Source organism: Paenibacillus sp. cl141a (assembly GCF_900109305.1).
GTDB lineage: Bacteria > Bacillota > Bacilli > Paenibacillales > Paenibacillaceae > Paenibacillus_AQ > Paenibacillus_AQ lautus_A.
Window position 1 is genome coordinate 188,091 of sequence record NZ_FNZO01000011.1, and the last position, 12,378, is coordinate 200,468.

Consider the following 12,378-nt stretch of genomic DNA (forward strand, 5'->3'; position numbering starts at 1 on the left):
GATGGAGAGAGGAAAGGACATCATTATTTCAATAAGGAAAAGGGGAGTATCCATGCGCAAGTTCTCAGCATTACTGATCTGCCTTATGCTGTTCAGCTCCTTGCTCGCCGCATGCGGCGGCGGTAAAGCGGCGCCGGAGGTCACGAATAAAGAGGGAGGCACCGCCAATTCGGGCGGGACGGCTACAACGCAGACGGAAGAGCCGAAGGAGGATATCGCGGATCAAAAGATCACGATCAAGATTCACTATCCGCTGCCGGATGATACAACGCTGCGTCAGCAGGAGGATGATAAAATCGCCCGTTTCCAGGCGAAATATCCGAACGTGACCATCGTGAAGGACGACTGGCAGTACAGCGTCAACGAAATTGGGGTGAAGATGGCTTCGAACGAAGCGCCGACATTTTATAACACTTGGGCCACGGAGGCACAGCTGCTCGTGGAGCGGGGCTGGGTGGCCGACATTACGGAGTTCTGGAACGAATGGGAGTACAAGGACGACATGAATCCCGTGCTGCAGGATCAATTCATCGTGGACGGCAAGGTGTACGGCGTTACGCAGAACGGTTATATCACGTCTACGATCGTGAACAAGAAGCTGCTGGACGCGAAGGGCGTGCCCGTACCGCCGATGGATTGGACATGGGACGATATGTACAACACGGCGAAAGGCGCTGCGGATCCGAAGGCCGGCATCTCCGGAATCGCGCCGATGGGCAAGGGCAATGAAGCAGGCTGGAACTGGACCAACTTCTTGTTCGAAGCCGGCGGGGATATCGAAGTGAACGAGGACGGCAAAGTGAAAGCGGTGTTTAACTCGGAAGCCGGCGTGAAGGCGCTGGATTTCTACAAGAAGCTGAGATGGGAAGCAAACGCCATTCCGCAGGACTGGGCTCTCGGCTGGGGCGATGCCGTCAGCTCGTTCCAGCAAGGACGGACGGCGATGGTCATTGCAGGCGCATTTGACGTGATCCAGCCGGCATTGAACGAGGGCGGCATGAAGCCAGAGGACGTGCTTGCGTATCCGATGCCTGCGATGGAGAAAGGCGGAGCGCACCACGGCATTTTGGGCGGCAACTATTTGGTCATCAATCCGAATGCCACGAAGGAAGAACAGGAAATGGCATTCCGCTATATCACGTTTGATTATTTTACGGATGATGCGCTGAAATCGGTGGAAGATACAATCAATGCCCGCAAGGCCGAGGGCAAATATTTTGTGCCGACGCCGCTGGAATATTTCAGCGACGATTCGGAGTATGCGGCGAAGGTGAAGGCGATCTACGATAAGTACGACAACGTCTACGAATATGATCCACAGCTCTTCAGCCTGTTGGAAGGAAAGCCTGAAGCGCAATTCGGCACGCAGGATTACTATGCGGCCATGTCCAACGTGGTGCAGGAATCGTTCTCGAAGGAAGGCACGGATTCCAAGAAGCAGCTGGACGAAACGGCCAAACTGGTTCAGGAGAATTTCTTTGATAAGATCGAGCAGAAGTAGGAAAGAGGCTACCCAGGATGGGATTGGGGAATATGGCAGTACAAAAGAGAGACGTCGGAGCGGCGTCTCTCTTTCGCTTTCTCATATCCCTGGCAATAGTTGCTAAAACCGGGCGAAAGTTCAGCCCTTCAAGCAAGGCCGCCTGATTGGTGTTCCGATTCTCTACCCCCACAGGCAACTTTCTTTGTATTATCTTTCATTTTCAGCGTTCCAACGAGAAAAGAGCCATATTGTCTAATGATTGCTATTATGACGGCCTTAAGCCAAGAACCATGCGGCTTACTTGGAATCCGCCTTCGGAATGATCGTCTTCGCGATGCGTATCAACTCTTCGACAGCGATGTCACTTGCGGTAGCGTTGAGCGAAAACATGTAGTGATGACCAGTGGTTGGTTCTTCATAGACCCAGTCCAGCTGCGCCAGCTCCGCCGAGTTTCCGCCTTTCCACGTTTTTTGCAGCACGTCCTGCCCGTTGATCACGATTTTCCGGCTGGTCATGCCCGTGTTCTCATCCCAGTAGGAGGTCACGCTTCCGTGGTCCCCGTTATTCAGAATGGTAAGGGAGACATTTTTGTTGCCGCTGGCATAATATACCGTCGAAAGCCAGAATTGATCGGTGAACTTCACCGGCATCAGCGCGTAGTCCTTCCCGGAAGCTTTGGCTTTCTCATGCAGCTTTTTGGCGATGTCGGCTTTTTCCTGCTCGGTCAGCGGGTTCACGTCAGTCTCACGCTCCATGTGCACGTTGGCGTTTGTGAACGAATATGTGCCCGAACCGGACAGCTCCTTGGCTAGCGGAAAGCCAGGCACATTCACCATGTTTTGCAGCTTGGCGAAATCCTTGACGGCATGCGGAGTGGACTTGATGTCGATGACGTGCTCGGGATTGTCCGGTACGACATAAATGATGGCGGCTTCGCCCGGCTGGATCTGTTCGTCCCAGATGGTGTTCATGAGATGTATGCGGTTTAGTTCCTTTTTCGAATAGCTTTTCGGCGAAGGCGCCTGAGCGTTCGATTTTTCCTCATAAAGAACTTCTCCCTTGCTGTTAGTTAAGGAATGGTACTGTACTGCGGCAAATCCGGTTGACGCGGTAAGCAGCATACCGGCCATCATGAGAATGCTTACTTTGTATTTCACGAAAAATCGCTCCTTTTTAAGTTGTTTTTTCCGAATCTGGTTCATGACACGTTTCTGGAGGACCGTCCCGGGCGGCTCAACCCTTTGAAAGAGTGGTTTCAGGTCTTGGCCGTTTTCCATGCTCATTCGTTTCTTCCCCCTCGGCGATGGCGTAATGTTTGCGGAACTTGGCTGCGGCCCGCTCAAATTTTTTCCTTAGATAGGTTGTGTTTTGTTGCAAAATAAGGCTGATCTCATGATAGCTCTTGTCCTCAACACAGCGCAGGATGAGCAGGCTTCGTTCCTCGGCGCTCAGCTTAGCCAGCGCCCGGAGCACAGAAGGATTATAGTATTTGTGCTCGATGACCTGATCGACATGCCTGTTATCCTGATCCTTCTGATATAGAAAGGGGAGGTATCGAGATAGTTTTCGCTTGCGGAGCAAGTCGATGCATTGGTTGCAGGCGATGCGGTAAAGCCAGGCTTCGAAGGGCTTGTCCGGTTCGAATTTAGATAGATTGCGGTAAGCTTTCAAAAAAGCTTCCTGGGTGCAATCTTCTGCTTCGGCATAGTCGCCGAGCATGTGATAGCAATAGTTGAAGATGGCTTTATGGAATCGGTTCATGATCAGCTCATATTTGTCGATCTCTCCCTTCAAAACATCAGCAACGATCTGATGGAATGCTGGTACATCCAAGTGGTTTCACCCCTTTACAATTTGTATTACGTTTGGGCAAAGGACAAATGTGACAAACGGATTCAATAAATATTATTGGCAGGAGCGTGCATTTGGCAAAATCGAGTAGGAGTAGGAGTAGGGAAGGGGACGCTGCTAGGATGAGATTCTGCAGAATAAAAAAAGAGACGCCGGAGTGGCGTCTCTCTGCTGATTCATTTCCTCAGCAATCGGAGCTTCATTTGGACCGGGAGTCCGTCCTCGTTAAGCCCGATTGGCTGATTCGATATTGGGAATCAAGGGTACCGCAACGTCCCGCAAATCTTAGTAGATCTCGCTCGCATCCGCCGGCAGCTGCCGGACATGCTGCAGGAAGCCCGTTACGCGCTGATCCTGCCCCATATCGTATTCAAAGCCCAGCTGCTTGGCGACATCCAGCGCGGTTCTGCGGAACAGCGCTCCCATCGTAAACAGCGCCTCCCACACCTCTTCGTAGGTTCCGCGAGGGTAGGTGGACATCAGCTCGTTCCAGCTGTCCGCAGACATATAGTTTTTCAGGTACTTGCCGTTCTTGCCCACGCTGAGCGAGAAATCGGTCTGTGTGCCCACCTGCCACTCCAGCATTTTCATCAGCATCGGACGCATGATGTTGTGAAGATGGTCCTGGGCATACAGGATTTCTTCACGCCACAAGCCTTTGGCGACATACGTGGATACCCACCAGAACTCGTTGCAGCAATCCTCGAAAAAGGCCGCCGACGGACGCTGTACCCAGAAATCCTCGTCGGACGGAGCAGGAACCTTGGGAAAGGTTTGATCTTTATCCATTAAGATCCGGATCAGTTTGTCTTCCTTGCAGTATTTCTCCTTCTCCTCGATGGGGATCAGGGTCATGTCAATCCGGTTCCCGTCGGTAAATAACATCAGGTATGAGAACCAGCCTCCAAGGTCGGGAGGGAACAGGTCCATATCTTCCGGCGTCTGCAGAATCAACCGTTCCCCGAAGACGTCAATCCAGTTTGGATCCTGGATAAAGCTCTCCATATCCGTAACATGAAAGCTGATGTCGTAATCCTGAAAAATATCCTTAGGCACGTTGGGATTCGTTCGGGAGCCTTCCAGGGTCACGGCCCGAACCCGCTCATCGCGGGCTGCATAGCCCAATACCAAATCCATCATTTCTTGCTCGCTTCTCATGTGTTCGTAGCCTCCGTATTCGTATTTGGACTACCGACGATTCGAATCGAACAGGTCAGGAGGTCCACGGATCCGGATCGCAGAAGCATGGCATGGATGTGGAGCAGGTTATAACTTGTTCAACAGCTTTTTCATGAGGAAATCTCCTTTCGCGTTCTTTGAATTTATCTAGGTTAATTCTTCATTGCCTTAAAAGATTCCTCCGCGGCCTCAAGCGTTGCCTCGATGTCCGCATCCGTATGGGCCGTGGTCATGAACCAGGCTTCGTATTTGGAAGGGGCCAGGTTCACGCCGCGGTCCAGCATGTGGCGGAAGAAGGCCGCAAAGGCTTCGCCGTCGGTATCCTGCGCTTCGTCATAGTTCGTTACCGGATGATCGCAGAAGTGCGTGGAGAAGGAGCCCCGGATGCGGTTGATCGTGAGCGGAACGCCATGGCGGTCTGCGGACACTTGCAGGCCTTCCGTCAATTTGATGGTCAAGCGCTCCATCTCCTCATACACGCCTTCGCCCTGCAATACCTCCAAGCAGGCGATTCCGGCCGCGATGGAGGCCGGATTGCCAGCCATGGTTCCCGCCTGATAAGCCGGGCCGAGCGGGGCAACCTGCTCCATCACGTGCTTCCGGCCGCCGTAAGCGCCGATCGGCAGTCCGCCGCCGATGATTTTGCCGAGAGCCGTAAGATCCGGCTGAATCGCCTCGTGATTGGCCAGACCCGCATAGGTTTGGGTGGATCCGTAATGGAAGCGGAAGGCGCTGATAACTTCGTCATAGATGACCAGCGACCCGTTGTCGTGCGTCATCTGGCACAGGCCTTCGAGGAATCCCGGCTTTGGCATGACCATTCCGAAGTTGCCGACGATCGGCTCGACCATCACGGCGGCCACATCTTCGCCCCATGCTTCGAGGGCAGCGCGCAGGCCTTCCAGATCGTTGAAAGGAACGGTAATGACTTCCGTGGCAATGCTGGCCGGGATGCCGGCGCTGTCCGGAATGCCGAGCGTGGAAGGCCCGGAGCCCGCAGCCACGAGGACCAGATCGGAGTGGCCATGGTAGCAGCCGGCGAACTTGATGATTTTGTTGCGCTTGGTGTAAGCGCGGGCGACCCGAATCGTTGTCATGACGGCCTCGGTGCCGGAATTGACGAAACGTACCTTGTCCATGGAAGGGATGGCTTCCTTCAGCATTTTGGCCAAGGTAATTTCAAGCTCCGTCGGCGTTCCGTATAGGGTGCCGTTTTGGGCAGCCGCCGTGATCGCCGCCGTAATATGCGGATGGGCGTGTCCGGTAATGATCGGGCCGTAAGCCGCCAAGTAATCGATATAACGGTTGCCGTCCTCGTCCCAGAAGTGGGCTCCGCTTGCGCGTTTCATGAAGACGGGGGCACCGCCGCCTACGGCTTTAAACGAACGGGAGGGGCTGTTTACGCCGCCTACGATATGCTGCAGCGCTTCTTGATACAGGGCTTCGGAACGGTTTCTTGAGGTTGACATGATAGTAAACTTCCTTTCTTCATGAAGCAGGACAGGAAGCTAGATTGACGTAGCGCCCTGTCCTGATTGCTGTAAGTGTATTAGTTGCGATCCGTTGTCGCAGATGGTGTTGCGGAGCTTTCAGAGTCGCTGTTCTCGGAGTCGGTATTCCCGGTATCGGTGTTCCCGGAATCACCTTCCGTGCCTTCGCCGCCTTCGGTCTCAGGGTCTGGCGTCGGCGGGTTCATGATGTCCTGGATATACTGCTTCAGCGTATCCGGATTGCCGACCGTTAAGACGGCCGCGCCGCCGATATGCTCTTCCTTCAGGAGTTTCATCGGAGGTACCTGCTCGCTGCCGCTCATTTTGCTCTTGTAGGCGACGTTCGCAAGCTTCCACATATCCTCGACATCGAGATTCGTATCAATATAAGGGCTGACGGACTTCAGGATGTCCGGAAGCTTCATGATGGAAGTGGTGGTCTGCATTTTCTTGGCTACGGCCTTCAGGAGCTCGCGCTGCCGCTCGGTGCGGGTGAAATCGCCCATCGCATCATAGCGGAACCGAACGTATTGCAGTGCCGCGTTGCCGTCCAGATGCTGCATGCCTTGCTTCAAATCAATGTCGTACTCGTTCTTGTCCGCTTTACTTGAATAACTCATGTCCTTCTCCACGTAAAAATCAACCCCGCCGACGGAATCAACCAGCTTCATGAAGCCTTGGAAGTCCGTATAGACGTAGTATTGAATCGGTATGCCCAGCAGATCGCCTACCGCCTTCATGGCCGTGTTCGGGCCGTGCGTGATGGCCGTATTGATTCGGTTTCGGTCATACCCGGGTATTTCTACGTAAGTATCGCGCAGAATAGAGAATAAGTGCATTTTCTTCTTTAGGGGATCAATCGAGGCAACAAGCATACTGTCGGAACGAGGAATTTCCCCTTCCTCGAAACCGCGCGCATCGACGCCCATCAGCAGAATGTTAACCGTCTCCTTGCCTTCCCACTCCGGCGGGGCAGGGACTTTGGCATCCACCTTCTCGATTTCCCGAAAAGGGGAGGCTTCGCCAGTTTTCTGAAGACTTTGCAAGCCGTCATAAAACGAGGCCGCATAATAGATGCCGTAACCGATGACGGCGGCCAGTATGATGCTGACACTCCATATAATCGTCTTCTTTGTTTTTTTGGTCATTGGGTTCTTCCTTTCGGATTACGCTGATGAATAAATTCGATAGAACATTTGAATATTCGACATTCATTCTATTATAATTTTTTTCGAAAAGACAATCAATTTTACGGGCCTAAAGTCCGTATAGCAGGAGTTGAGCCTTATCGCAGACCAAAAGCAGTTGAAGATTGGAAGCAAGGTGCCGGATTTTTCACTTCCGGCTTCGAACGGGGAGAAGGTAGCATTAAGCGATTTTCGTGGGCGCAAAGTCGTGCTGTTCTTCTATCCGAAAAATATGACCCCAACCTGCACCGAGGAGGCTTGCAGCTTCCGGGACAACTATGGTGCGTTGGAGCAAGCCGGCGCAGTTGTGATCGGGATCAGCCCCGATCCGCTGAAATCCCACGCCAAATTCATCGATAAGCATAGCCTGCCCTATTTGCTCTTGTCTGATGAGGAGCATAAGGTAAGCGAAATGTTCGGCGTATGGCAGATGAAGAAGATGTTCGGCCGTGAATATATGGGTATTGTACGCTCAACCTTCTTGATTGATGAGAAGGGGAAGCTGGCCGGCGAGTGGCGGAAGGTGAAAGTGAAAGGCCATGTCGAAGCGGTTCTCGCAGCCGTGCTGTCATAGCTATATATGAAGAACGGTCCCTCGGCATGCCTGAACAGGCATGCCGAGGGACCGTTTTTTTTGAATATATAATGCAAGCAGAGACCTCGAATGAGGGGCTTATCACCTAAATCAGAGGATTTGGCAAGCCTGAATGAATCAGAACTTTAGAACTTCAAAAACGTACCCGTCCGATATTCGCGGAAGGCTTCGTTCACTTCTTCCTCCGTGTTCATGACGAAGGGACCGCGGGCCGCCACGGGCTCCCGCAACGGCTCGCCTGCGTACAGAACAAAGCGAAGAGGCTCCGCAGCCGCTGCCCGTATTTCGCTAGGTTTTCCGTCGATTCCAGCGCCCAGCCACAACACCTGGCTTTTAGCCGCATTTACGCCATTGCCTCCGAAGGTTCCGCTGCCCTCAAGGATGTAGATGAAGCCGTTATAACTGCCGGGCAGGTCCTGCGCGATGGACGCGCCGGGCTCCAGCAGCACCTCGACCATCGTAACCGGAACATGATTTTGGGTGGCGGATACGACATCGCCGGAAGAACCGGAGAAGACTCGCACGACCGCGCCATCCTCTTGTCGGATCGGCATATCCGCGCCTTTCAGGTTCTGGTAGCGGGGAGTCGTCATCTTCTGCTCGCGGGGCAGATTGATCCAGAGCTGCAGGACTTGGGCCGTTATGCCTTCTGACGGCACTTCGTTGTGGATGACGCCGCTTCCTGCCGTCATCCACTGCACGTCCCCAGGCCCCAGCACGCCGCCCTTGGAGAGGCTGTCATAGTGTTCAACGGTTCCATCGATGACAAAAGTAACGGTTTCGATTCCCCGATGGGGATGGTCGTCGAATGAACCGGCCTGGAACTTGTCCTCCATCATCCCGAGAAACGGATCGGCTTTGCTCCAGTTCCCAAATTCGATGACGGGTCCTGAGGCATGGATGGAGCTGTGCCGCCGAAGAACGACATCCCGGACTTCCGTAATATCACGCTGAATGACCGCTTGGTGATTCATATGTCTATCATCCCTTCCGAGTTCTGGATTTGAATTCAGTTTACTAGTAATGTGAATAGGAATCAAGGGACGTAAGAAAATATCAGATTCTAGTCTTTTTTTGAATCGCCCTCCATATAATCTATCAGGAAGCCGAACTCATAGAAACGATGGAGGTAGAGTTGATAATGAAAAATATGGTGCGGGTTACATCGATAGCGGTATTCTTCGGCGTTGTGGCAGTGCTGATCATGATCGGCATGGGACTTGAGGTTCAAGCGCCGATGGCAGACTACGCGGAGCAGGCCCCTTTAGCAGCGGCACCCCTGACAGCAGGGCCAGAGCAGAATGTTCAAGCAAAGACCCGGGAGGCAAGCAAGCCGGTCGCCACCGCTGCATTCAAGAAACCATCGGCCGTGAACGCCGCACCTGTTCAATATAAGAAGAAGCCTAGCGACAAAACGGTATACCTGACATTTGATGACGGACCATCGGATTTAACGCTCGACGTGCTGGATATTTTGAAGCGGGAAGGAATCAAGGGCACGTTTTTTGTACTGGGCAAGGAGGCGGAGACCCGTCCCGAAATTATCAACCGCATCTATGAGGAAGGCCATGTGATCGGGAATCATACATATGATCATCGTTATGACGAGCTCTACGGGCATTTTCAGAATTTCTGGGGACAGATCAAGAAAACCGAAGAAATCATCCGTTTGATTACAGGGGAACGGCCGCAGCTGGTCAGAGCTCCCGGGGGGACGGCCGGACATTTCGACGAAGCTTATTTTCAATACATGAAGCAGGGGGGATATCATGTATTCGATTGGAACGTCGACAGCGGCGATTCCAGGTATAGGGGCGTCCCGGCTAAGGACATCGTAAAGGGGGCGACCACGAAAGTGAACGGCAAGGAGGCGATCGTGCTTCTCCATGACGGTAAAGGCCATGCCGAAAGCGTTAAAGCTCTGCCGGACATTATTTCTTATTATAAAAAGCAAGGCTATGCCTTTGACGTGCTGTCTCCGGAAACCGAGCCCGTACAATTTCGTGCTCAGCAGACCGCCCGCAAGGCTTCACAGCCTTCACAGCAGTGGATTCGCGAACACGTCGCCGTCAACGCCGCGCTATTCGGGACCGGGCGAATGCTGGCCGTGGAATTCGGAGGGCTTGAAACCGCGTTTGCGGCAGGCGAATACAAGCTGGTCGACGGCCGGCTGATGGTTCCGCTGCGCGCTTTGGTGGAGCGGCTTGGCGGAAGCGTATCCTGGAAGTCTCACAACAAGACCGTGCAGGTGACGCTGGCAGGGAATCGCTGGGAAGCCGACCCGGTGGGAGGCTTACTGTTCCCCATGCAAACCGGCGGCAAACCGGTGTCCTCCGATGTTCATTTAATCGGCGGCACCGCTTGGATTCCGCTTCGGGAAGCGCTTGACTTTTCCGGCCGGCCTGTTACAAGAGTGACATATGAAGAAGGCGAGTATCGCGTTCTAACTTTGTAGTCGAAAATTGTATTTTATGTTTGTAATTATGCTTCACAAGTTATAGACTAGTACTTAGAGATATTTATCACAATCCCTAAGATTGTTTCAGATAAAGGAGGGGGAAGTTTCCCCCTGCTTTATTTTTGGCGATAGTGAGTCACCCATAAGTTCGCACTTTTGTAAGTGATGCATAATAGATACCGGTTATCCCAAAATTAAAGCTAGCCGGTACGATCGTCGCCAAGTTCATCTTGGGAATTCACTTAAAGAAAAGGAGGCAATTCATTATGACAGAAACATCTTCTCCACAGCCGTCCGAAACTCCGGAAAATGTTGTAGGAAACCAAGAAGCTGCGGCGTCCAGCCGTCCTGATGTGCTGCTCGAACAACTGCTCAAGCCCGAGGTTCAGGAATCCCTCACAACTCTCGTGGACAATCTTCCAAAACTTACGGAAATGCTGACCGTCATGACTAAGGCGTATGACTTTGGTAAATCCGTAGCTACGGATCCCGTGCTAGCGGAAGACACCATGGCTTCCCTGAGCGGATTCGCGAAGCCGATCACGACAACAGCAAAAAGCGTTGCATCTGCAGCCATCGAAGCCGGAGACCGCGTACACGCTCAAGGCGACCAAGCTCAGATCGGCGTATTTGGTCTGATGAAAATGCTGAAAGATCCTCAGGTTCAAAAGGGTCTTCGCTATGCTCAGGCTTTTTTGGACGTTCTTAACGAGCGCGACCAACAAAACAAGCGTTAATCCATAAATCATACGAAGAACGGAGGATGGTCATGTCTAAACATATTTTAATTTTGGGCGGAGGCTATGGCGGCTTGCTTAGTGCGCTTTCTGCACGCGAGCATTTTGGTGCTGCCGCAAAAATCACGCTGATCAACCGTTTCCCAACCCATCAGATCATTACGGAATTGCACCGTCTGGCAGCAGGCAACATCGCAGAGAAGGCAGTAGCTTTGCCGCTCGACAAGCTTCTGCGCGGCGCGAACGTTGACCTGCGCATCGGCAACGTTAAGGAAATCAAGCCGGATGAGCGTTCGGTTTCCCTCGACGATGGCGGAAACTTTACCTATGATGCCCTGGTTATCGCACTGGGCAGCGAAACGGCATTCTTCGGCATTCCGGGACTGCAAGAGAACAGCTTTATTCTGAAGTCCGTGAACGATGCTAACCGTCTGCGTGCTCATGTCGAGTCCCGTATTGCGGAATACAGCAAAACCAAAAACAAAGCGGACGCTACCATCGTGGTTGGCGGCGGCGGCTTGACAGGCGTTGAGCTTGTTGGCGAATATGCCGATATGAGAAGCGAACTGGCTCGCAAATACGGTATCGACCCACAAGAAATCACGCTTTATTGTGTTGAAGCAGCTCCTTCCATTCTGCCGGGCTTCCCTGCCGAACTGGTTGACCGTGCGACAACAAGCCTGCAAAAACGCGGCGTGAACTTCCTGACCGGATTGCCGATTACCAAAATGGACGGCACGACCGTTGAACTGAAAGACGGCAGCACGATTGAAACCAGCACCTTGGTATGGACTGGCGGCGTACAGGGCAACTCCGTTGTGGCTAACTGCGGCATCGAAGTCAACCGCGGACGTGCGGTTGTCAACGAATTCCTGCAATCCGCTTCCCATCCTGACGTATACGTTGCCGGCGACAGCGCGGTTGTTATGGGACCGGAAGGCCGTCCATACCCGCCAACGGCACAGCTGGCATGGCAAATGGGCGAGCTGATCGGCTACAACATCTTCGCTCAATTGAACGGCGGCGCACCGGCTTCCTTCAATCCGGTATTCTCCGGTACGCTCGGCAGTTTGGGACGTAAAGACGCCATCGGCACCATCGGCGCCAACAAAACCCAATTGAAAGGTCTGCCTGCAACCTTGATGAAGGAAGCAAGTAACATGCGTTACCTGTCCCACATCAACGGTTTGTTCACGCTGGCTTATTAAGCCTGGAAGGCGACATTATATCCAAATACAAGAGATGGACCCGAATTATTCGGGTCCATCTTTTTTTATTGCGCAGCCCAAACATAAGCGCATGGACTTAGGGACAACGTCAGGAAAACATAATACGATGGATACACCCGAAGCGAGGATGCAAGCAGGGAAGGGATTCCCGGGCGTCGCTCCCGACGG

General features: G+C 52.9%; 11 protein-coding genes. 5 read left to right on the plus strand and 6 right to left on the minus strand.

All coding sequences use genetic code 11. The features are described from left to right. Nucleotides 1-52 precede the first annotated feature (52 nt). Nucleotides 53-1,501 (plus strand): ABC transporter substrate-binding protein, encoded by a 1,449-nt coding sequence (locus BMX45_RS24940; RefSeq protein WP_090912777.1) that lies wholly within the window; start codon nucleotides 53-55, stop codon nucleotides 1,499-1,501. Nucleotides 1,502-1,780: 279 nt separating this feature from the next. Here BMX45_RS24940 and BMX45_RS24945 read toward each other — a convergent pair whose 3' ends face one another. From BMX45_RS24945 to BMX45_RS24965, 5 genes are all read right to left on the minus strand, one after another. Beyond that, nucleotides 1,781-2,641: a DUF4367 domain-containing protein gene (locus BMX45_RS24945; RefSeq protein ID WP_254778251.1), complete on the minus strand. Its 861-nt coding sequence runs from the start codon at nucleotides 2,639-2,641 to the stop codon at nucleotides 1,781-1,783. Between the two features lie 76 nt (nucleotides 2,642-2,717). Further along, nucleotides 2,718-3,317, minus strand: a complete 600-nt coding sequence (locus tag BMX45_RS24950; protein ID WP_090912781.1) for an RNA polymerase sigma factor — start codon at nucleotides 3,315-3,317, stop codon at nucleotides 2,718-2,720. Nucleotides 3,318-3,620: 303 nt separating this feature from the next. Then, nucleotides 3,621-4,493 (minus strand): aminoglycoside 6-adenylyltransferase, encoded by an 873-nt coding sequence (locus BMX45_RS24955; RefSeq protein ID WP_090912783.1) that lies wholly within the window; start codon nucleotides 4,491-4,493, stop codon nucleotides 3,621-3,623. Between the two features lie 173 nt (nucleotides 4,494-4,666). Continuing rightward, nucleotides 4,667-5,983, minus strand: a complete 1,317-nt coding sequence (locus BMX45_RS24960; protein ID WP_090912786.1) for a glutamate-1-semialdehyde 2,1-aminomutase — start codon at nucleotides 5,981-5,983, stop codon at nucleotides 4,667-4,669. A gap of 80 nt (nucleotides 5,984-6,063) precedes the next feature. After that, nucleotides 6,064-7,152 carry an LCP family protein gene (locus BMX45_RS24965; RefSeq protein WP_090912788.1) on the minus strand — a complete coding sequence of 363 codons (1,089 nt, stop codon included), beginning with the start codon at nucleotides 7,150-7,152 and terminating at the stop codon, nucleotides 6,064-6,066. A gap of 130 nt (nucleotides 7,153-7,282) precedes the next feature. Between BMX45_RS24965 and bcp the strand changes: the two genes are divergently transcribed. Then, nucleotides 7,283-7,765: a thioredoxin-dependent thiol peroxidase gene (bcp, locus tag BMX45_RS24970; RefSeq protein WP_012819045.1), complete on the plus strand. Its 483-nt coding sequence runs from the start codon at nucleotides 7,283-7,285 to the stop codon at nucleotides 7,763-7,765. A gap of 146 nt (nucleotides 7,766-7,911) precedes the next feature. Here bcp and BMX45_RS24975 read toward each other — a convergent pair whose 3' ends face one another. Further along, a complete protein-coding gene (locus BMX45_RS24975) occupies nucleotides 7,912-8,760 on the minus strand; it encodes a pirin family protein (RefSeq protein WP_090912791.1) in 849 nt (282 codons plus the stop codon). Between the two features lie 167 nt (nucleotides 8,761-8,927). Here BMX45_RS24975 and BMX45_RS24980 point away from each other — a divergent pair, with 167 nt between their 5' ends. The 3 genes from BMX45_RS24980 (at nucleotide 8,928) to BMX45_RS24990 (ending at nucleotide 12,189) form a co-directional block, all read left to right on the plus strand. After that, nucleotides 8,928-10,241, plus strand: a complete 1,314-nt coding sequence (locus BMX45_RS24980; RefSeq protein ID WP_090912793.1) for a polysaccharide deacetylase family protein — start codon at nucleotides 8,928-8,930, stop codon at nucleotides 10,239-10,241. A 269-nt stretch (nucleotides 10,242-10,510) separates the two neighbouring features. Next, nucleotides 10,511-10,981, plus strand: coding sequence for a DUF1641 domain-containing protein (locus tag BMX45_RS24985; RefSeq protein ID WP_009591098.1), 471 nt, complete (start codon nucleotides 10,511-10,513; stop codon nucleotides 10,979-10,981). Nucleotides 10,982-11,013: 32 nt separating this feature from the next. Further along, entirely contained in the window at nucleotides 11,014-12,189 is a 1,176-nt protein-coding gene (locus BMX45_RS24990) for an NAD(P)/FAD-dependent oxidoreductase (RefSeq protein ID WP_009591109.1), read from the plus strand. Nucleotides 12,190-12,378 lie beyond the last annotated feature (189 nt).